This is a genomic window from Pedobacter sp. (assembly GCF_041662865.1).
GTDB lineage: Bacteria > Bacteroidota > Bacteroidia > Sphingobacteriales > Sphingobacteriaceae > Pedobacter.
Genome location: NZ_JBAZRL010000044.1, coordinates 1 through 21,627, shown reverse-complemented (window position 1 = coordinate 21,627; position 21,627 = coordinate 1). Strand labels below are relative to the sequence as shown.

General features: G+C 34.6%; 24 protein-coding genes and 1 tRNA gene. 12 read left to right on the top strand and 13 right to left on the bottom strand.

Annotation, left to right across the window (positions count from 1 at the left end; all coding sequences use genetic code 11):
* Positions 1–182: 182 nt before the first annotated feature.
* A complete protein-coding gene (locus WC622_RS13240) occupies positions 183–632 on the top strand; it encodes a hypothetical protein (protein WP_372820175.1) in 450 nt (149 codons plus the stop codon).
* A 33-nt stretch (positions 633–665) separates the two neighbouring features.
* On the opposite strand, the gene WC622_RS13235 is transcribed toward WC622_RS13240, so the two are convergent.
* Together WC622_RS13235 and WC622_RS13230 are read right to left on the bottom strand one after the other, a co-directional pair.
* Positions 666–1,163, bottom strand: a complete 498-nt coding sequence (locus tag WC622_RS13235; RefSeq protein ID WP_372820174.1) for a very short patch repair endonuclease — start codon at positions 1,161–1,163, stop codon at positions 666–668.
* A gap of 41 nt (positions 1,164–1,204) precedes the next feature.
* On the bottom strand, positions 1,205–1,615 hold the full coding sequence (locus WC622_RS13230) for a VOC family protein (RefSeq protein WP_372820173.1): 411 nt from the start codon (positions 1,613–1,615) through the stop codon (positions 1,205–1,207).
* 150 nt (positions 1,616–1,765) lie between these two features.
* Here WC622_RS13230 and WC622_RS13225 point away from each other — a divergent pair, with 150 nt between their 5' ends.
* From WC622_RS13225 to WC622_RS13195, 7 genes are all read left to right on the top strand, one after another.
* Positions 1,766–2,758, top strand: coding sequence for a GlxA family transcriptional regulator (locus WC622_RS13225; RefSeq protein WP_372820172.1), 993 nt, complete (start codon positions 1,766–1,768; stop codon positions 2,756–2,758).
* A 65-nt stretch (positions 2,759–2,823) separates the two neighbouring features.
* A complete protein-coding gene (locus tag WC622_RS13220; protein ID WP_372820171.1) occupies positions 2,824–3,594 on the top strand; it encodes a Ku protein in 771 nt (256 codons plus the stop codon).
* 76 nt (positions 3,595–3,670) lie between these two features.
* Positions 3,671–4,573 carry an SDR family oxidoreductase gene (locus WC622_RS13215; protein WP_372820170.1) on the top strand — a complete coding sequence of 301 codons (903 nt, stop codon included), beginning with the start codon at positions 3,671–3,673 and terminating at the stop codon, positions 4,571–4,573.
* A 12-nt stretch (positions 4,574–4,585) separates the two neighbouring features.
* Positions 4,586–4,759 carry a hypothetical protein gene (locus WC622_RS13210; RefSeq protein ID WP_372820169.1) on the top strand — a complete coding sequence of 58 codons (174 nt, stop codon included), beginning with the start codon at positions 4,586–4,588 and terminating at the stop codon, positions 4,757–4,759.
* 32 nt (positions 4,760–4,791) lie between these two features.
* Positions 4,792–4,989, top strand: coding sequence for a KTSC domain-containing protein (locus WC622_RS13205; protein ID WP_372820168.1), 198 nt, complete (start codon positions 4,792–4,794; stop codon positions 4,987–4,989).
* Entirely contained in the window at positions 4,989–5,726 is a 738-nt protein-coding gene (locus tag WC622_RS13200; protein WP_372820167.1) for a DNA-formamidopyrimidine glycosylase family protein, read from the top strand. Before WC622_RS13205 ends, WC622_RS13200 begins: the two co-directional genes overlap by 1 nt.
* A 131-nt stretch (positions 5,727–5,857) precedes the next feature.
* Positions 5,858–7,327 (top strand): glycoside hydrolase family 130 protein, encoded by a 1,470-nt coding sequence (locus WC622_RS13195; protein WP_372820182.1) that lies wholly within the window; start codon positions 5,858–5,860, stop codon positions 7,325–7,327.
* 10 nt (positions 7,328–7,337) lie between these two features.
* On the opposite strand, the gene WC622_RS13190 is transcribed toward WC622_RS13195, so the two are convergent.
* The gene (locus WC622_RS13190; RefSeq protein WP_372820166.1) at positions 7,338–9,614 is read right to left on the bottom strand and encodes a glycosyltransferase; all 2,277 of its coding nucleotides are present in this window, start codon (positions 9,612–9,614) and stop codon (positions 7,338–7,340) included.
* Between the two features lie 162 nt (positions 9,615–9,776).
* Here WC622_RS13190 and WC622_RS13185 point away from each other — a divergent pair.
* Positions 9,777–9,856: transfer RNA gene (locus WC622_RS13185), tRNA-Leu, on the top strand.
* A gap of 107 nt (positions 9,857–9,963) precedes the next feature.
* On the opposite strand, the gene WC622_RS13180 is transcribed toward WC622_RS13185, so the two are convergent.
* The 5 genes from WC622_RS13180 to WC622_RS13160 form a co-directional block, all read right to left on the bottom strand.
* Complete coding sequence (locus WC622_RS13180) at positions 9,964–11,595, bottom strand: ATP-binding protein (RefSeq protein WP_372820165.1); 1,632 nt, start codon at positions 11,593–11,595, stop codon at positions 9,964–9,966.
* A gap of 40 nt (positions 11,596–11,635) precedes the next feature.
* Positions 11,636–12,073 carry a response regulator gene (locus WC622_RS13175; protein ID WP_372820164.1) on the bottom strand — a complete coding sequence of 146 codons (438 nt, stop codon included), beginning with the start codon at positions 12,071–12,073 and terminating at the stop codon, positions 11,636–11,638.
* A 17-nt stretch (positions 12,074–12,090) separates the two neighbouring features.
* The gene (locus WC622_RS13170; protein ID WP_372820163.1) at positions 12,091–13,209 is read right to left on the bottom strand and encodes an ATP-binding protein; all 1,119 of its coding nucleotides are present in this window, start codon (positions 13,207–13,209) and stop codon (positions 12,091–12,093) included.
* Positions 13,210–13,559: 350 nt separating this feature from the next.
* Complete coding sequence (locus WC622_RS13165; protein WP_372820162.1) at positions 13,560–14,243, bottom strand: hypothetical protein; 684 nt, start codon at positions 14,241–14,243, stop codon at positions 13,560–13,562.
* Positions 14,244–14,979: 736 nt separating this feature from the next.
* Positions 14,980–15,648, bottom strand: coding sequence for a response regulator (locus tag WC622_RS13160; protein WP_372820161.1), 669 nt, complete (start codon positions 15,646–15,648; stop codon positions 14,980–14,982).
* Between the two features lie 92 nt (positions 15,649–15,740).
* On the opposite strand from WC622_RS13160, the gene WC622_RS13155 reads away from it, so the two are divergent.
* The 3 genes from WC622_RS13155 to WC622_RS13145 are packed head-to-tail and all read left to right on the top strand — an operon-like array spanning position 15,741 to position 17,558.
* Entirely contained in the window at positions 15,741–16,154 is a 414-nt protein-coding gene (locus WC622_RS13155; protein WP_372820160.1) for a hypothetical protein, read from the top strand.
* 5 nt (positions 16,155–16,159) lie between these two features.
* Positions 16,160–16,789, top strand: a complete 630-nt coding sequence (locus WC622_RS13150) for a hypothetical protein (protein WP_372820159.1) — start codon at positions 16,160–16,162, stop codon at positions 16,787–16,789.
* Entirely contained in the window at positions 16,782–17,558 is a 777-nt protein-coding gene (locus tag WC622_RS13145) for a sensor histidine kinase (protein ID WP_372820158.1), read from the top strand. The genes WC622_RS13150 and WC622_RS13145 overlap by 8 nt, the downstream gene beginning before the upstream one ends.
* A gap of 5 nt (positions 17,559–17,563) precedes the next feature.
* On the opposite strand, the gene WC622_RS13140 is transcribed toward WC622_RS13145, so the two are convergent.
* The 5 genes from WC622_RS13140 to WC622_RS13120 all read right to left on the bottom strand — a co-directional run.
* Positions 17,564–17,851 carry a DUF3817 domain-containing protein gene (locus WC622_RS13140; RefSeq protein WP_372820157.1) on the bottom strand — a complete coding sequence of 96 codons (288 nt, stop codon included), beginning with the start codon at positions 17,849–17,851 and terminating at the stop codon, positions 17,564–17,566.
* Positions 17,852–17,938: 87 nt separating this feature from the next.
* Positions 17,939–18,466, bottom strand: coding sequence for a Fe-S protein assembly co-chaperone HscB (hscB, locus tag WC622_RS13135; RefSeq protein ID WP_372820155.1), 528 nt, complete (start codon positions 18,464–18,466; stop codon positions 17,939–17,941).
* A gap of 90 nt (positions 18,467–18,556) precedes the next feature.
* A complete protein-coding gene (gene rseP / locus WC622_RS13130; RefSeq protein ID WP_372820154.1) occupies positions 18,557–19,948 on the bottom strand; it encodes an RIP metalloprotease RseP in 1,392 nt (463 codons plus the stop codon).
* Positions 19,949–19,955: 7 nt separating this feature from the next.
* Complete coding sequence (locus WC622_RS13125) at positions 19,956–21,134, bottom strand: 1-deoxy-D-xylulose-5-phosphate reductoisomerase (protein ID WP_372820153.1); 1,179 nt, start codon at positions 21,132–21,134, stop codon at positions 19,956–19,958.
* 10 nt (positions 21,135–21,144) lie between these two features.
* On the bottom strand, positions 21,145–21,627 hold a 483-nt coding region (locus WC622_RS13120; protein WP_372820152.1), incomplete at its 5' end, for a GH3 auxin-responsive promoter family protein.

Sequence of the window (21,627 nt, the reverse complement as noted above, 5' to 3'; positions counted from 1 at the left end):
CGTCATTATTTTTTTAATTATTTATTTTGACCATACATTGATTTTGTGTAAACTTATGGTAATATTTAATGTTTAAACATTTAGTTATTTTACTCAATCTTCCTACTTCAAAAATAATACAATTTTATTGAGTTAGTGGCACAGCTATTGTACATTTAATGTTATAACAATCAGTTCCTTTAATGAGATTTTCAAGACTACTTTTCGTTTTAATGCTTTTCACTCTCTTAAGCAACCCCTCATTTGCGCATGGCACAAGTACTGTTTCTGGATATGGATGTAGAGTTGGTGATGCTGTTTTTACACAGTACTTAGGCACTACACATTTTTGGGGAACTACCTACAAAGTTTACAATAGCAACGGGCAATCCTATAATGTAGATTACAGTCCTGGAGAGCAGTGTAATTATATTGAAAGTAACGACATATATGATCAAGGAAAACAGTGTTGGGTAAATAGCTATGTTAATCCGACAAATAACCAAACTGGTGCTAGTTATGGCACTTATGTGTACTATTCATTAGATATTTGCAATGTCAATTTACCTATAGATGATTATGTGTGGGTACTATTGCTCGCAGTTGGTGGTGTTGGAGCTTATGTCATCTCTAAGAAGCGAATATTAGCTTAAGCTCATTATTCTTGTTTATCCGTCCTCTTTTAATCAATCCCTAATAGGCACTTTTAGTACTCTTGCAGCCTCTATGTAGAGCAAAATTTGATTGACGCAAGCAGCTAAGTTTTCTTTAATTTCATGCTCCCAAAAACGCATTACCGTATAGCCCATTAAGGCTAAACTTTCATTTACGAATTTATCTCGCTGTCTATTTCTTTCTATTTTAGGGATCCAAAAAGAGGAATTGGTTTTAGGCTTTCTGCTCTCCCATTGGTATCCGTGCCAAAAATCTCCATCTACAAATACAGCAAGTTTATATTTATCAATGATAAGATCCGGGCGACCGGGCAGACCTTTTTTATGTGTACGAAAACGTATGTTTTTAGCCCAAAGAGAACGCCTCAATAACAGTTCTGGAACTGTATTTTTTCCTCTAATCTTCGACATGGTTTTACTGCGCTGCTTTGTGGTATAAAAGCCTGCGCTTTCTTCGAAACGAGGAACCCTGATGGTGTCTTTTTCTATAGGATAGGATTTTGTTCCCATACCTCTTAAACGAAATTAAAGCTTAAATTGTTTAATAGCAGCTAATTTCTAGTGTAATTTAACAACCAGTTATTTCCAAAAACATCCGTTACTGAAGCAACCAGTGTATCCCAAAAATTAACTTCAATTGCTTGTGTAGCTGTTGCACCAACAGAAAGTTTGGCATAATAAGCTTTCAACTCCTCTTCCGAAGTACAATTGAGCAGCAATGAAACCGCATTTCCTTTGGTTAATCCTTCATCTGCGACTAAATCTGTACCTACTAAAATCAACTCTTCTTTAGTAAGCGTAGCTTGAACCACATATCCTTTCATTTCATCCGTCATTTCAGCTGATAATGGAGTTTCTCCAATGGTCTGAAAACTAAGGTCGCCGCCAAGACAGTGTTGGTAAAAGGTCATCGCCTTGCGACAATTACCGCTAAATGTTAGGTATGAATAGATACGTGCCATGTGGTAGAAATGCTAAATTTTCACAATTCGATATATCCTAAAGGAGATATACTTGTCACCAAAGATAATTGCTCCTTTTAACAGCTAAATAGTGTATAAAGGACAATTGAGGGGGTTGTTTACGACAAATACATCAATTATATTTGTTTAATGAAGCATGTTACAATTTTAGTTCCCGAAACGGCTGTGATAGAAGCTATCGCAGATCCCAGATATTTGTTTACAGCTGTAAATGATTTTTTAGCAGCAGCCGGGAAAGCGCCCATGTTTAAAATTCAGTTAGTTGGATTAAAGAGGGAAATAAAATTAAATAACAATCTTTTCTCGGTTCATACCGATTTACTCATTGACGAATTGCCAAAAACAGACCTGATTTTCATTCCGGCTTTAAGTGGCGATATGAAACGGGCTATTGAGTTAAATAAAGAGTTACAACCTTGGATAATTGAACAATACCATAAAGGCGCAGAGGTAGTCTCGCTATGTATTGGTGCGTTTTTATTGGCATCTACAGGTTTGCTTGATGGTAAAAAATGCTCTACACATTGGTTATCGGCAACAGATTTTAGAGAGATGTTTCCAGCAGTTGAATTAGTTGATGGAAGTATTATTACGGAAGAAAAAGGCTTATACTCTAGCGGTGGGGCTAATTCGTATTGGAATTTATTATTGTATTTGGTAGAGAAATACACAGATCGTGATACCGCAATTTTAGCTTCAAAATACTTTGCCATTGATATTGATAGAGAAAGTCAGTTGGCATTTATGATGTTTCAGGGTCAGAAAAAACATGAAGATCCTGAAATTAGAAAAGCTCAAGAATTTATAGACGGCAATTATCAGGAAAAAATCACAGTAGATCAATTGGCCGGCATGCTAGCTTTGGGCAGAAGAAGTTTTGAGCGCAGGTTTAAAAAAGCAACCAATAATACCGTAATTGAATATTTACAGCGAGTGAAGATTGAGGCGGCAAAGCGAAGTTTCGAATCGAGCAGAAAAAATATCACGGAAGTTATGTTTGATGTGGGCTATACAGATACCAAAGCATTTAGAGATGTTTTCAAGAAAATTACAGGCCTCACTCCCATCGATTACAGAAATAAATACCACAAAAAAGTTCCTGTACTGCTACAGGAAGATTAGGTAACACCAACGCCTATATGCCAAACAATACCATCGCATAGCTGTTTATATATAAATTTTATGCTATGAGATCTATTTGGAAAGGTGCCATTGGTTTTGGCTTGGTTAATATTCCCGTTAAATTGTATTCTGGAGTACAAAACAGCAATCTAGATTTAGATATGCTGGATGAACGTGACCACGCAAAAATTAAGTTTCAGCGTATTAATGAGGATAGTCGAAAAGAAGTTCCGTATGATAAAATTGTACGTGGCTATTTTTTGAAAGATAGATATGTGATTTTAGATGAACATGATTTTGCAGAAGCAGCTCCAGAAAAAACTAAAATTATCGAATTAGAGAATTTCGTAGATATTAAAGATATCAATCCCATTTATTACGAAACTTCTTACTTTACCGAACCAGAAAAACAGGGTACAAAGGCGTATGCCTTATTGCTACAAGCATTAATTAAATCAAAAAAAGCTGGCGTAGGACGTTTTGTATTACGAAGTACAGAAAACTTATGCGTCATTCACCCCTTAGATAACGTCATTGTCATTACTAAAATTAGGTTTCAAGAAGAAATAAGAAGTTTAGAGGAGATAAAGAAAGTAAATGATGTCAGTGTTACCAAAAAGGAAATGGATGTTGGTTTAGCCTTAATAGGCCAATACAGTTCGAAATTTGATATTGCTGCATTTAAAGATGACTATACAAGCGAACTCTTAAAAATTATTAAAGCGAAAGCCAAAGGAAAAAGAGCCATTGTGAAGAAAATGAAACCACAAAAAGCAACCAGCGATAATTTATACGATCAATTGATGCAAAGTTTAGGTACAAAAAAAAGAGCGTAAATAGTTGAAATTATTAAAAGTTAAAATAGTCAACTGTATTTAACACCGTTGATGTTTGATCTCAAATACTACCGCTATGGAAAAGATAAAAAAACAAGAACCACCTAAAAAGCCCGATACAAAATATCCTGTACCACCTTACCCAAAGCAAAAACAAACCGCTCCTGGTACAGAAGACCAAATGAAACCTTTAGCCGATCATGGAGAAGAATCGTATATAGGCTCTGGTAAATTAAAGGGTAAAAAAGCGATTATCACAGGTGGTGATTCAGGAATTGGGAAAGCTATTGCCATTGCTTTTGCGAGAGAAGGTGCAGATGTATTGATTAGCTATTTAGCCGACAGCGAAACTAAAGATGCCGAAGATTCGGCAAAGTATGTAAAGGCAGCTGGCCAAAAAGCGATTTTAGTTAAAGGCGATATTAGGAAGGAAAGTCATTGTAAAAAAATTATACAAAGGGCCGTAAAAGAATTTGGACAAATTGACATTTTAGTAAACAATGCTGCTTTTCAGATGGGGAGAGAAACGCTACTAGAAATACCTAGTGAAGAATGGATCAAAACATTCGATGTAAATATTCATCCTATGTTTTATTTAAGTAAAGCAGCAGAACCTCACATGAAAAAAGGGAGTAGCATTATCAATACAACCTCGGTAAATGCCTACAATCCTAGTTTAGTATTATTACCCTATGCAGCTACAAAAGCAGCTATTCAAAATTTCACTGCTAATTTAAGTCAAATTCTATTGACTGGCGGTAAAGGAATTCGTGTGAATGCAGTTGCACCTGGTCCAATTTGGACACCTTTAATTCCATCTACAATGCCTAATCCAGAAGAATTTGGCAAAGACACTCCAATGGGAAGGCCAGGACAACCGGTTGAGGTTGCACCAGCCTATGTTTTTTTAGCATCAGATGATGCAAGCTATATTTCTGGGGCTACCATACCTGTTACTGGCGGAAGAATTACAATTTAAAATATAAGAGCTATGAAAAAACCAGCTGTAAAATCGAAAGATAAGAATCAAAGTAAAACAAGTGGCGATGCAAAAGGCAAAGCTTCTTTTGATCAAAACGGACAAGGTGCTGCACCTAAATATGGACAGGCTGGAGATACGCCTAATGAATCGGGTGAAGGAATGAAAAAGAAGAAAACCTTGTAGTTATTTTTCTGATTCGAGCTAATAAAATTGATATGCCTTCTTCGGTCATTCAGCATTTCGAGTATAACGATAAATCTAAAACATTAAGAATAACCTTCGTTACAGGAATGGTCTATCACTATAAAAATGTTCCTGAAAAAGTGTACCAACTTTTTAAGATAGCAGGTTCAAAAGGAAGATATTTCAACCATTACATTAAAGACAAGTTTAAGTTTAAAAAGGAAAACTAATGCCCGAAGGACCATCGATTGTTATACTCCGAGAATTAATCGAAAATCTTCATTTAGAAGGTAGCGAAATTATAGAGGTGGCTGGTAATACTAAATTAGATAAGGATCGCTTGCTTCACCAAAAAGTAATTGCATTTAAAAGTTGGGGTAAGCATTTTCTAATATGCTTTAATGATTTTGTGCTACGAATCCACTTTATGTTATTTGGTTCTTATCGGATTAACGAACGTAAAGAAAGTGCACCTAGAATTAGTCTGGTTTTTAAAAATGATGAGCTGAATTTTTATACCTGTTCTTTACAATTTATTGAAGGAGATATAACTACAATTTACAATTGGGAAGTAGATGTACTATCTGATGATTGGAATCCTTCAAAAGCCTTAAAAACAGTAAAAGAAAAGGAGGATGTTTTAGTGTGCGATATACTATTAGATCAAAACATATTTTCAGGCGTTGGAAACATCATTAAAAACGAGGTACTGTATCGGGTTGGCGTACATCCTTTAAGCACTGTGGGCTCTCTTTCTACACCCAAACTAAAAGAACTCATTAAACAAGCGAGGAACTATAGTTTTGATTTTCTACACTGGAAAAAAGAGTTTACACTTAAGAAGCATTGGTTGGTGTATAGTAAAAAACTTTGTCCAAAAAACCATCCCATTACAAGAGAACATTTAGGAAAAACCAATAGGCTTACTTTTTATTGTGCTCAGTGCCAAAACTATGGCAAACGTTAATTCGTAAATTGAATAGACAACGTGTAAAAACATTACTTTAGCAATTATTGTTATATTTAGTAACCTTATTTAAACACTATAAACTAGATATTAATCGTTAATTAGCTGAGCGCAAAAAATCAATTTATATGATGAGACTTCCGATAGAACGTAAACATGTAAAAGTTTACCCAGACCCTAAAAGAGTAATTGCAAGATTTTTTTTTAATGGAGATGAGCGTGGGAAAGAAGTGATTAATAAAGTAATGACATTAAGTAATGAGCAGGTTTTTAACATCATTTCGCCTCTTTTACAAGAATACTCTAAACGACACCGGAACATAACCAAGATTTTATCAAGGCATTGCAAAAAATTAAAGCCCTTGTTCGAAAAAATGGATATCGACTATAAAGATCTCGAAACACATCGCAGTCTTTTAATTGGCTCTTATTTCACACACGAATATTCTATAGAATCAGCAGCTTTCTTTAACCCATCCATCATTGAAGATCCAGATCAAAGCAATTTGGAAGAAGGCGAAAAACGTTTAATTATTAGCTTTAGAGCGGTTGGAGAAGGTCATATTTCATCAATTGTATTTAGGAGAGCACTAATTGACAGAAATAATAACATTACCGTTATCCCTGCAGGAAATTACATTGATGAAGCTGAGATTATTAGAAATGCTACGTATAATAAAAAGCTTTTTTTAGATAAGGGATTAATTGCACTTATTAATGAAGACGTATTAAAAGAATTAGATAAAAAGTTAGCCGATCAATTTGATTATGCTACGCTGAAAGAAGTTATTGCAGAAAATCAGCTATCGGAACCAGACCCAGCAAAAGACATAGAATTAGAAAAAGTGTTATGGTTATCGGATTCATATTATGAGATTATTTTCTCAATGGATACTGATATTTCTGATCGAGTAATATTCCCAATTTCTGAATTTGAAAGAAAAGGAATTGAAGATGCCCGATTCGTTAAATTTATAAATGACGATGGTTCTGTTACCTATTATGCTACCTATACTGCATACGATGGACATATCATTATTCCTAAACTTTTAAAAACTAAAGATTTTTATGATTTTACTGTAGGGCCTTTATTTGGAGATGGTGCACAAAACAAAAACTTAGCACTTTTCCCGCGTAAAATAAATGGCAAATACGCCATGCTATCTCGAATTGATGGTGTAAACAACTACATCATGTATTCGAATAAAATTAACGTTTGGGAAAACCCAATTAAACTACAAGGCCCTAAATACAACTGGGAATTTGTACAGATTGGGAATTGTGGTTCTCCTATAGAAACAGAAGATGGCTGGTTAGTGATTACTCATGCTGTTGGCCCAATGCGTAGGTATTGTTTAAGTGCTTGTTTGCTAAATCTAGATGATCCTACCATAGAAATTGGAAGGTTAGAAGAACCATTATTGATCCCTAACCCCGATGAACGTGAAGGTTACGTACCAAATGTGGTTTATTCTTGTGGTTCAATTGTAAATAATGGGCATTTAATTATACCATATGGTTTATCAGACTATTCATCTTCATTTGCATCGGTAGAATTAAAAGACCTATTAGAACGACTTAAAGCTTCGCCAGCTTTGTAAATAAGTTAGCTTATTTAACCACAGCAGTTTCATACTTTTTTGCCATAGTTAATTGGTCGTACTTAAAAGCCTTAAGCACGGTTAAATGTGAAATTAAATAAGCTAACGTGCTTTCAGCACCTTGGTTTCTATTTACACCGCCTGGATGTAATCCATCGGCGCATCCTTTAGTTTCCATGTCATACAGCGGAATACGCAATGAATTTTCGCCCAAAAACCACAAGTAGCACGTGAACATTTTTTTCATGTATTCGCAATCTTTAGTTACGGTATAGGCTTGGAAATACATTAACACCATAGCCATTAACTCAATTGCTTGTTGATCGTACACTGGTACTGTAGCTTGCCCTCTACTGTACCAACCATCGTTTCCTACAGGATTAATTACATTTAAATTGAAGGTTATTTTTTCTAGATAGGCTAACGATTCATGTGCAATTTGCAGTACTTCTTCATTTCCTGTAATCTCTGCAGCATGAAATAAAGCTAATGGAAATATGGCATTATCGTAGGTCATTTTATCTTCGAACCAATGCCAATCTTCTCCTTTGGTACCGTGATATGAATTCACTAATTTCTGAGTTAAGGCAGTTAACTCTTCAATAATCCTTTCATCATACGGCTGAGTTTTTAAATAATAACTTAACCCAATAATGGTATCACAAATACCTCTTAAATGTGTTAAATTTTTAAAATGAGGCACTGCTTTAAAGAATAATTCAAGACCGAATTCTGTATAAGAACGATTTGGTGCTGTATTAATTAAATAACCTAAGGACCAAATCGTTCTGCCAAATGAATCATCAGTACCTTCTTCGTCTAAAAACTCACGGCTGAAGCTGAGGAAGTTTCTGAAATTTCCATTCTCCAACTGCATATCATGAATATAACTTAAATAGATAGGCAATAAATCTAATGCTTCTTCACTTTTATATTCTTGGTACGCCATTAAAGCCATAATTAAGGCTCTCGAATTATCATCTAAGCAATATCCTTCCTTTCTATTCGGAATGCCAAATTTTGCATGCTGAAAAATACCAGTGTCATCCGTTAAAAGCTTTACATAAGCTAGATTAAATTCTGGCATTGCACCAGGATCCATCATTTGCCTTAAAATTTTCTCACTATAATCGGGATGACTTATCGCTTTTTCTACCACAGCAATAAATGTTTGACCAATTTTCGGCCATCTTAAATTAAGTCCATATTGATAAGCGTTGTTTTTTAATTCCATTAATTTATTAGGCTCATCAATCAGTTCATTTATAATGGTAGCTAAGCCTACATCGTCTTTAAAATTAAATAAGCGACCACGATTACCATCTAAAAGTTCTTGTGCATGCCAATAAGGGGTAGATACTACCGCAGCTCCAGCACCAACTGCATAAGAAAGCGTACCGCTGGTAATTTGAGCTTCGTTAAAATATGGGGTAATATATACATCGGCAGCAGTAAGGTAATTGATCAACTCCTCTTCTTCTACAAATCGGTTCATAAAAACCAAGTGTTTTTCGACATTTAAGTCTACTGCTAATTGTTTAAGGTATTCGCGGTATTCTTCTCCAGAATTTTTAACAACACCAGGGTGCGTATTACCTAAAATAACATACACAACATCTGGATGTGTTTTAACAATTTTTGGTAATGCTTTCACAACCGTTTCTAAACCTTTATTTCTACTAATCAATCCGAAGGTGAGTAGTATTTTTTTGTCTTTTAGCTGTGCTATTTCCTTTATAGGATTTACCAATGGCGCTTCTAAATCTGGCACTCCATGCTCAATTACTTGTATTTTTTCTTTAGGTACTTGATAAATTTCGGTTAAAAAGCTAACTGCCCTATTGCTCATCACTACAATTTTAGACGAACGTTTGGCAATTTCCCTAATAATAGCTTTTTGTAAAAATGTAGGTGAATTTAAAATGGTATGTAAAATAGAAACGATTGGTTTTTCAATTTGATTTAAAAAGGGTAAAACATATATTCCACTTTCGCCTCCATAAATACCAAATTCATGTTGTAAAATACATGCATCAACATCACTTTTATTGATAAAATCTGCTGCTTTTAAATAATCTTCTTGATTATTTTGTCGAATGACAAACTTAACTTCATCAGGATAAGTATACTCTTCTTTTGAATCCGAATGGTTTAAAGCGACAACTAAACTAGTTTCTACTAAAGTTTCACCATCAAAATTAGCGTTTATCGCTTTAATTAAATTGCAATTAAAAGTTGCCAATCCGCACTCCCGCGGTGGATAAGTTGAAATGTAGGCTATTTTCATATCTCGAGTACTTGTGCTTGTAAATTGGGAGCGGTAATTTAAAAGGGATATAAGAGTAACAATACAAATTAAAAAGTGTTTGTATGAACTTAAAAAGAATAGAAATAAAGTTTGGTTTTTAGTCTCGTAATTGATAGATTTGCGTCCCGCTAGAAAGTAAATGCCCAGCTGGCGGAATTGGTAGACGCGCTGGTCTCAAACACCTGTGGGAAACCGTGCCGGTTCGACTCCGGCGCTGGGTACATTGGAAAGCCTTAGAGAAATCTAAGGCTTTTTTGTTTAAAATCGTTATCATTTTATGTGGCGAAGCAAAGAGAAATCTCCATGCTTCATTATCTGACTAGATTTTTTATGGCTTAAGAGGCAATGTGAACCAAAAAGTACTGCCCTTACCAAACTCGCTTTCAGCACCAATTTGCCCGTTATGTTTTTTAATGATTTCTGCGCAAATGTATAGACCTAGGCCTAAACCTGTATATTGACTTCCACTGCTATCTACTCGGTAATAACGATCAAAAAGATAACCCAATTTTTCGGGCTGTATGCCTGGTCCTTTATCAATTACTGAAACTTTGGCTACATCATTTATCTTTTCTATACGAATTTGGATTTCTTTTGATTGTGCTGCGTACTTTATTGCATTATTGACAAAGTTTATTACAATCTGATCAATTCTGATAGGATCTGCATATACCTCTAACTCTTTATCCCCTTCTATAGTAATGGTAAAAATTTCTCCTGCACATACGGTTTGGCAGCACTCTTCTATACTCGTAGCTAATATAAAATTTTGCGGATTAATGTGTAACTGACCAGCATTAGCCCTACTGGCATTTAATAAATCTTCAATAAGTACATTAACATTATCTAAGCTTTTATTTGCCTGCACAATAAGTTTGGGCAACATGGCTGAAGAAGGGTTTTCTTTTAACCGATTTAAGAGTTGAAGAGATGCCTTTAAACTAGTAATTGGCGTTTTTAGTTCATGGCTTGCAATGCTAATGAAATCGTCCTTTTGTTGTTGTAATATTCTCAGTTCTTGTATATCTGTGGCTGTTCCTACCCAAAGCTTTATCTGTCCTTGTTCATCTAAAATTGGCATTAAACGGATAAGATGCCAACGATAAAGTCCATCTGCACGTTTCCCACGAACCTGAAATTCACCGCCATCACTAGTCTGGAGGATTGATCTGAACTGATCTATACTAGTTTTCAGATCGTCTCGATGAATTGCTATAGTAAATCCTTGTAGCTTGGTTTGTTCTTTGGCCAATCCAATGTAATCATACCAACGCTGATTGTAAAAAATAACCTTACCATCAGCTGTATTCGTCCAAGCTATTTGCGGAATGGTTTCCATCATATTCCGAAATCGACTCTCACTTTCGGCCAATGCTTTCGTTCTACTAAGTACTCGTATTTCTAATCCCTGGTTTAACTCTGAAAGTTCAAGATTAATGACCTTAACCTTTTCTTCTTGTTCAATCAGCAGGTCATTTGCTCTTTGCAATTCCTGCTGCTGTATTTTTAGCTCCTCGTTTGCACTAATTAGCGCTACGGTTTGCATCTTTAATTTCTCAGCAATACTAATTTTTTCTTGCCTTACCTTCGTATCATTTAAGGCTCTATTGATTTTTGTTGAGAGTGTAAATAATTTTTGTTTGGACACATAATCGGTAACACCATCCTTAATTAGTTCTACCGCATTTTCTTCTCCAATAATTCCAGAAACAATAATAAAAGGAATGTGTGGATGTTTATCTTGCTTGATACGAAACGCTGTCACTGCATCAAATGAAGGAAGAGAATAATCTGATAATATTAAATCTGGATTAAAATTATGTAAGGCATGCTCAAATTCTAATCTTGCCTGAACAATTTCCCCTATAAAATTCAATCCAGATTTCTTCAACTCGCGAAGTAATAAATCTGCATCAGTTTTATTGTCCTCAAGAATAAGTATTTTAAGATTAGGCATCATTTACAATATCTATATAGTCTTACTACAAATTTGTATGTGATTAATGAGATGCCTGATTTAAAACCATCCAGTATAATCCAATTTCTTTAATTGCTTGAAAAAAATTGTCGCTATCAACTGGTTTTACGATATAACTATTCGCACCAAGAGCAAAGCATTTCTCTATATCTGGGCCTTCATTTGATGAAGTAAGCATCACCACTGGAATAGAACTTAGCGCTGGATCTGATTTTAGCGTTTCTAGCACCTGTATGCCCGATACTTTTGGCATTTTCACGTCTAGTAATATGAGTTTAGGATAATCTTTTTTATCTCTATCCGCATAAATACCTCTGCAATAAATAAAATCGGGTGCTAATGCACCATCCATAACATGATGTAGTTTATGAGTAAAGCCACTTTTTTTGAGTGCTCTTATAGTTAGTACAGCATCATCTGTGCTATCCTCAACAAATAAAATTTCAATGTTATTATACATGTTTTTAATTTTAAAATTTATATTTTTTCTAAGCTGAAATAGAAGCAAGTTCCTTCATTTACTTTTGATTCGGCCCAAACTGTTCCGTGATGGCGATGCACTATTTTTTGTACGATAGCCAAACCAATGCCTGTTCCTTCAAATTCTTCTTGAGAATGTAGTCGCTGAAAAACCCCAAACAGCTTATCATAATATTGCATATCAAATCCGGCACCTTCATCTTTCACATAATACACTATTAGATTACCTTTCGTGTAAGCACCAATTTCGATAGTCGTTTTTTCTTTATGCTTAGAATATTTAATGGCGTTAGATATTAAGTTAATCCAAACTTGTTTAATAAGTGATTTATCTCCCTTTGCTGGTGGCAATACAGCGATATTAAATTCAGGAGTATCTTCGCCTTCTTCAAACAATAATTCTTCTATAACTAAATCAACCAATTCAGCCATATCAATTTCTGAAAATGCGACCTCTTTTCTTCCCAATTTGGAGAATGCAAGCAAATCATCAATCAGCAAGCCCATTTTTTTAGAGTTATTAATAATGGCTTGCAGAATTTGTACACCCTCTTCATCTAACTTTTCTGCATAATCTTCAACCAAGATTCTGGTGTATCCGTTAATCCCTCTAATTGGCGCACGTAAATCGTGAGATACTGAATAAGAAAAGGCTTCTAGCTCTTTGTTTACAAATTCCAATTGTGCGGTGCGCTGAATTACTTTTTGTTCTAATTCGTCATTTAGTTTACGAATATCATCTTCTGCGTTTTTTAGTTCCCTATTTGCAATGCTTAATTCCTCTGCCCTTTTTTCTTTCTCTTTGTTCTGAAAAGCCAATTCTTTATTTGCAATAACCAATTCGGCCGCACGATTCTCTTTTTCTTGAAGTTGAAAAGCTAATTCTTTATTGACGATGATCAGTTCTGCTGCCCGGTTTTCCTTTTCTTCGTTTTGAAATGCTAATTCTTTGTTGGCAATGATAAGTTCTGCGGCTCGGTTTTCCTTTTCTTCATCCTGAAAAACAAGCTCTTTATTAGCAATGAGAAGTTCTGCGGCACGGTTTTTCTTTTCTTGAAGTTGAAAAGCAATTTCTTTATTGGCAATAATCAGCTGATCGGAATCGTTCTTTTTCATATCCTTAAAAACAAGATTGTTTTTTAAATTGCGGGAATTAAGTATAGGATAATGAAGTAGAAATGAATGCTTTCCTATTGTTAGTGCTAAAGCTAACATAATAAAGCGAATTCTAGGCGATATATCTTCTCTATTAAATTGTTAAATGATGGTTGGCAAATTTTATAATTGCTTAAGATTTAACATAAATGCTCGATAACATCCTTTTTGTTGGCGTTGTTATTGCCATTTGTTAATGATTAACTAATGACTGAGGCATTGGATGAAGGGATTATTCGTAGACATTTACAGTTCCTAGATTTACAGGCAGAAAGGCTACGATTTTATAATGCTATATAATTTGTAATTGATTAAAGAAAAGCTAGAAAGTTTAGATTTTGTTGTTTTCTTCTTTGAAGTTCTTTCACCATATCACTTTCTTTCATACTAACAGCCCATGCTGGTCTTAATTGAAAATGTTGGCTAGTAAATGTTTTTAAATCTGTTGCCCAGGTAAGACCTATCGATTCGCCAAGCTTCGCTACTTCTGCATATAATGGCGATTGGTCTTTATCTACCAATTCTCCGGTTTCGGTTCTTTCAACTATTCCGATACCAAAAGTAAGTCCAAAGTTTTCGTTGCCTTTTGTGGTTTTTGCTTTATCTGATGCATTACTGATTAACCGAATATGAATTCCTTGAGCTGTAGCAAGTTGTATTAATTCTTTTGCAAAAGGCACCACTTCTTTTGTCATGTTGTTAAGTACATTTTCATTGTGTTGTTGAATAGACGCTAAATCTTCGGCAACTTCACTCTTTTCATCTGTAATTAATAAATGATATAGGGCATCCCAAGTTTTAGTCCAAGGATAACCGTCAGCTCTAACTTCTATCTTTTCTTGAATCGCCTTAATAATTGCGTTAACGTTAATATTATACGGTAAAGAATTAAATAAAAGATAATAAATATTAAGCCATGTTTTTGATGATGCAATACCATCTGCTTCAATACCAGCTTTTTCTTGTAAGGCTTTAATTTTGTCTGAATAGTCCATCTCTTTTAGTATTAAGGTTAATAATTAACTTGTTGATTGGAGCGCAATTGTTTTAGTTACTTAGCGAAGCTAAATGACAAATTAAACAGCAAAATTTTGCCCGTAGTTTTGCTGAAAGGGAAAATCGAGTGTATATACTTAGATGTATAGGTATAAATACTTGGTTGCTTTTTTAACGCTGCAGATGATAGCTCATGTTGCTTTATGCACACGCTAGGTTCTAACTTGCACAAGCTAGGTTCCTACTTGCACACGCTAGGTTCCTACTTGCGAACGCTAGGTTCTTACTTGCACAAGCTAGGTTCTTACTTGCACACGCTAGGTTCTTACTTGCACACGCCAGGTTCCTACTTGCACACGCTAGGTTCCTACTTGCACACGCTAGGTTCTTACTTGCACACGCTAGGTTCTTACTTGCACACGCCAGGTTCCTACTTGCACACGCCAGGTTCTTTGTTGCAGGTGCTATTCCATGGTTCTGTTTTAGGTTTTTTAAACCTGATAGTAACGGAAATACTTTTTGTGTTGCTATCTTGAGTAAAGCGTAGCGAAATGGAGAGATCTGTGTTTGAATGCAAATCTGTGATTTTCTCCAAGAAGGTTGAAAATGGTGGTGAATGTAAACATAAAGATTGGCGTGGATAGCCTCCAAAGGAGTCCCTTTGGGACAGGGCTTGCTTAAATATGTGTTACTGGTTGTGCTTTTCGAAACTTATAGTTTATAATCGGAATTACTTTATTGAGCAGGAATATCTAAATCAAATACTTTATGCTTAAGCGCATATAACACAAGTCCAGCTATGTTGCGGCTACCTGTTTTTAATAAAAGATTATTTCTGTGCCCTTCTACGGTGCGAGTGCTAAGAAATAATTTTTCTGCAATTTCATTACTGCTTAACTGTTTGCAAATTAATTGTAATACTTCTTTTTCGCGGGTGGTTAATTTGTTTATATTCTCTAGAGAGGTTGAATTTGTTTTGTGTGTTAGACCTTTACGCATTGTTGCTAACATGGGTAAGGTAAAATAGAAATCATTTTTATACACTTCTCTAATGGCTAACTCTACTTCTTCTGGTTCGGCATTTTTAGCTAAATAGCCATTTGCACCTGCTTGTACGGTAGCAAGAATAAAATTCCCGGCTTCGTGGATGGTTAAAACAATTACGCCAATTTTTGGATATTTCTCCTTTAGTATTTTTAAAGCATCTAATCCATTCATTTCGGGCATGGAAAGATCCAGTAAAATAATATCTGGTTTTACAACAGCACTTTCACAGAGTGATAATAGTTCTTTACCGTTTTCGGCTTCGAAAATTAACGACATATTTTGGAAAGTGCCAACTAGTGCTGCCATTCCTCTTCTAAAAAGTTTTTGATCGTCTGCTATGGCAATATTGATAGTCATTGGATGATTTGAAAGTTTGAAATTATAAAATTTGCATGCTATAAGCTATACAATGTTGATTTTTTTTTAGATTTAGTGAAAATTTAAAAATCATGAAACCAATTAACGTTCCAACCATTCCACTTAATGCAGCGATTGCAAGAGTTACCCGTTTTAGAGAACAGCTTTCTAAGCAAGCTTCTGAAGCTACTGTAATTCCTCGTGCCATTCTTATTCCCATAAATGATTTAATGGCAATTATTGAGAAATACTCATCAGTTGATGATGAAGGAAATGTTACAAATTCACTTCAGGGTGTTAGGGCTTATTTTGCTGTTAAATTAACTGATGAAAAATTAGATGATGATATTACTGCATTAATTGTTGCGGTAGATAAAAACGGAAAAGATATTATACCTACTACAGATACAGGTTTAGGTAATCCTGGTGATGATTCGGAAATTTATGATTTCACAAAACCTTGCCCCGATGTTTGTGATCCAGAAAGCCCATTATATATACCTTAATTAAAATGTTTCTAACGTATATTGTACCCCTTAGTATATTGATACCTATACTATTTGGGGTACTTAATTTTAAAGAGGCAAAAGCTGGGTATAAACTCCTTTTATATTATTTGGTGGCTTCTGGCTTGATCAACTTGGCAGCGATAATTCTCATTATGTATAGAATGAAGAATTTGCCTTTGCTACATTTATATACAATTGTGGAGGCTGTTTTTATTTTAAGCTATTTCCGAACACTGTTTGTAGAACCTTTATTAAAAAAAGCACTTCTATATATTATCATACTTTTTCCTTTATTGTGCATTATAAATTTCAGTTTTATACAAAGCATTTATACTTTTAATACGTATACCAGGCCTCTAGAAGCTATTTTAATTACTTTTTTCTGTTTACTTTATCTATATAAAAGTGGATTTACGGAGAACTGGATTCAAAAACCTAGCAGTTGGTTTAATATGGGTATTTTAGTTTATTTCCCTGTAGTTTGCATTATTTTTATCTTATCTAACTACTTTACTTTTGTATCTAAAAACAAAGGGCTTAACCTGATAATTTGGTATTTTCATGGCGCTATGTCTATGGTAATGTATTTAGCTTGGGCAAGGGGTTTTAGCTTAATAAAAAAGAATGGATAATATCTATTTACTAATTTTTTATAGTGTATTGGCCATTTTTATATTGGTTACTTTTTTCTTGGTGCTTTATATTAGAAACCAAAATATGGTTTGGCAACAACGGAAATTGTTTCAGGAAACAGAAATTGCACAACAAAAACAATTGCTTAGTGCAGTAATTGATTCGCAAGAAATAGAACGTAAACGAATTGGAGAGGATTTGCATGATGAAGTTGGCGGCACATTATCTGCCATTAAATTGATGTTAAATGCTGCAATGAGGCAATATAACCAGGCTGACCAGGAAGTTATTTTACCTGCTAAACAGTTAATAGATAAAATGATTGTGGATGTGAGAAATATTGCTCACGATCTTTCGCCTCCTGGTTTGGCTATGTTTGGGCTTTATACTTCTATTGAGGGTTTTGTTTCGCTTATTAATAAAACGGGTGAAATTGAAATTATACTTGCTAACGAATTAAAAACCGAAGAAAAGTTACTTTCTGAAAAGGCAGAACTGGCATTATTTAGAGTGATTACTCAGCTAATTGCCAACACGTTAAAACATGCAAATGCTACAATTATTGAGATTTGTTTTAAGCAACAGGAAAACAATTTTGAAATTACCTATCAGGATAATGGAAAGGGTTTTGATATTGCCATTTTAGATGAAAAGAAAGGCATTGGAATGCAGAATATTATTAGCAGAATACAAATGATAAATGCAACCTATATAATTGAAACTAGCTTGGACAAAGGTTTTAAGATGCAAATTAGTTGCCCTATTTAATTGTATTACTTCGCTTCTTCTCCTAGCTTTTTATCTACAAAAAATGGTGCAAATGGCAACAATGATGCTAAGAAAATTAAGGTTGCTTTACCAAACTTCCATTTTGTTTCTTGCCAAGCCAAAACCAAACACGCAGCGTACAACACAAAAAGTAAACCATGTGCCCAGCCTGTATATTTAACTGCTAACGGCATATCTGCCCAGTATTTTAAAGGCATTGCGATAAATAATAATAAAAGATAAGAGATACCTTCTGCTACAGCTACTTTTCTGAATATGTTTAATGAAGTCATGATTTTTGGCTTTGCAACAAATGTAATTAATGACACTTGCATAAAAATTGTTGATTTGCTTTTTTACACTTAGCAAACCTTATGAATTTAAGAAGCCATGCGAGTTAAACTCTCTTTAATACGATGTAAGTATTTATTACGGTAATAAATATCCTTAATTGCTTTTAAAGTACTTTCTTGGTTTTCCACTGTACTCCCATCGTAAACTATCGTCAAAGCTTGTAATTCATTGTTTAGCTCTTTTTCTATATGCTCTGTTTGACTTTTCAGCTCTGCTAATTTTACTGGATCGGGATCAAATTCTAAATCCATTAAAGCCTCGTTTACTTCCATCATTTCTAACAAAAAGTTTTGTGGCAATGCGTAATTTTCCCCTTCAACTAATTCTCCTTTTAAGCTAAGAATATAATGTAGGCGTTTTTGCGGATCTTTTAATATTTGAAAAGCTTTATTATTGAGTGTGGAAAGTTCTAGAACTTCGTCTTGTTTTTCTTGACTTTGGTTGATGTAAAAATCGGGATGATATTTCTTACTCAATTCGTAAAACTTCTTTTTTACTAATTGCTGATCTGGATTAAAACTTATCGGTAGCTCGTAAAGCTCAAAATAATTCATTTTACAGTAAATTAGGTTTAAAGCCGCAGATGCGCAGATTTAAATATAATCTGCGCATCTGCGGCTATCTTTTTTATTTATTACTTAGGATTATTTTCCAAATATTTTAAGGATATCATTACCAAAGGCGAATACCATTAAACTTAATAAAATTACGAAACCAACAACTTGAGCACGTTCCATAAATTTATCACCCAGTGGCTTTCCTTTAATCATTTCTACTATTAAAAACACTACGTGACCTCCATCTAAAGCTGGAATTGGCAATAAATTCATAAAGGCTAATGCCATAGAAATTAATCCTGTTAAGCGCCAAAAGTTTGCCCAATCGAACTCACTACCATACACTTTAGCAATACCAATAGGACTGCTAATGTTACGAGCGCTAACTTTACCGGTTATCATTTTCCAAATTCCTTTTCCGTTATCGGCAAAAGTTGTCCATGCTTTAGATGTACCTACCGAGAATGATTCAAAGAAATTATAGTCGATATGACTAATTGGTAATTTAGCTTTTGCTATGGCAATACCTATAGTACCTTCTGCAGTTACTTTTGGAGTTAAATCAACTAAATTACCATTACGCAATACTTTAATGTTGATTGTTTTTCCTGCAGATTTTTGTACTTGTGTTGTAAAATCATTTAAATAGCGAACAGGTTGACCATTAATGGAAATTACGCTATCGCCTACTTTCATTCCTGCATCATAAGCAGGTGTATATATTTTTGCTGTTTCCTTTTTAGAAAATAAACGGCTAAACAATCCTTTAGATTCTACTGCAGTTGTAGGTTTATCTACTTGTGATATTTTTTGAGCAATAATTCTTGGCTCTACAAACTCTTCAATTCCGTGTTTGCTAATGCTATTTAAAACCGTTTCAGGAACCTTTAAGTCAATAGCTTTACCATCACGAGAGATAGTCAATTTAGGGCCGCTTAACAGAACTTTTGAACTAATTAACTCTTCAAAACGAATTACTTTTTGTCCGTTAATGGCTAAAATCTTATCTCCATCTTTTAAGCCAATTTCTTCTCCTATTATTCCAGGATGTACGCCATTTGCCAGTTTATCATTTGGAATATAGGTTTCTCCGTATTTAAATGTAAGCATCCAAAAAATGAATATACCTACAATGATATTTACAATAATACCGCCTAACATTACAATTAAACGCTGCCAAGCTGGTTTTGAGCGAAATTCCCACGGTTCAGGAGGTAGTGCCATTTGCTCTACATCCATAGATTCGTCAATCATTCCAGAAATTTTCACGTAGCCACCTAAAGGCAGCCATCCAATTCCATATTCAGTATCACCAACTTTAAAACTAAAGAGTTTAAATCCCCAAGCATCAAAGAAAAGATAAAATTTTTCAACTTTTATTCCGAAGGCACGTGCTGCTAAAAAATGCCCTAACTCGTGTAAAATTACTAGTATCGATAATCCCAGCAAAAGCTGGCCCGCCATAATCAGTCCGTTCATATAGTATTTAGTGTGTTTTTGATTTTAGATTTGTTAAACTTTGTTTTGTTACGAGTTGACTTGCAAATATACGCGTCTGCTTATCGGTTTCTAAATAATTATTAAGTGTTGGTTGGGCAATAAAATCCATTTCTTGCATACACTCTTCTATCACAACGCTCATTTGTAAAAATCCAATATGGTCTTTTAAAAAAGCTTCTACCACCACTTCATTTGCTGCATTAATTATGCAAGGCATATTACCGCCTTTTTCCATCGCCATAAAGGCAAGCTCAAGGTTACGAAAACTTTTTGTATCTGCTTCAGAAAATGTGAGCTCTGGATAGTTTAAAAAATTAAACCGTTCAAACTTGCTCGTTACTCTTTGTGGATAAGCCAAGGCATAATGAATAGGTAATTTCATATCTGGCAAACCTAATTGCGCTTTAATTGATCCATCTGTAAACTGCACCATAGAATGAATAATAGATTGCGGATGTACTACAACTTCAATCTGCTCTGCTGTTAAACCAAACAACCATTTCGCTTCTATTGCTTCTAATCCTTTATTCATTAGCGAAGCTGAATCAATTGTGATTTTTGCACCCATTACCCAATTTGGATGTTTTAAAGCTTCCTTTTTAGTTACGTTTGCTAAAAAATCTAAATCTTTCCCCCTAAATGGTCCGCCAGATGCAGTTAAAAAAATCTTTTCAATTGGATTATTTTCTTCGCCAACTACACATTGAAATATAGCTGAATGCTCTGAATCTACAGGAATAATTTTCACGCCGTTTTCCTTAGCCAATTGCATTACTAATTCGCCAGCTACTACTAATGTTTCTTTATTGGCAAGGCCGATGTCTTTTTTCGCTTCAATAGCAGCAATGGTTGGTTTTAAACCTACCGCACCCATAATTGCTGTTAATACAAGTTGAGTTTGTGGCAATTGAACCGCAGCAATTAATTCATCTTCACCACATAAAACATTCACATTTGGCAATGCTTCTTTTACGGTTTGATAATGATCTTCGCATGTAATTACTACTAATTCTGGCTTAAACTCTAAAGCTTGCTGAATTAAAAGCGTTGCATTATTTTGAGCAGTTAAGGCATCAACTTTGTACAAATCCGGGTTTGCCCGAACAACTTCTAAAGCTTGTGTTCCAATAGAGCCTGTACTACCTAATATTGATATGTTTTTCAAACTTCTTTTTCTAAATATACTTTTCTAAAACCTCTGCCAATTTCCTGTCATTACTTAATCGAGGCACTTTATTTTGCCCACCAAGTTTACCTTCTGCTCGCATATAATTTACAAATGCGTCTTTTTTTAGGGGGCGAATAATCAGTTTCTGTAAAATCTTACCTTCAATGAGGTCAAAATAGTAAATATTTTTTTGCTGCAAAGCAAGATCTACTTTCTCACTAAATGCTTTAATATCTTTTGGTGTTCCTACAAATTCTACAAACCACTCATGATAAGGCAATTCACCATCTGGCGGATTTACTTGTGGTGCTACTGTAAATTCTGTAATTTCTATTCCTTCTTCATTCGCCACCGACAAAATAGCTTGCTCTACTTCCTCTCCAATTACATGTTCGCCAAAAGCAGATATAAAATGTTTGATTCGACCAGTAACTAAAATCTTATATGGATTTTTAGAAACAAACTTTACAGTGTCACCTATACTATATCC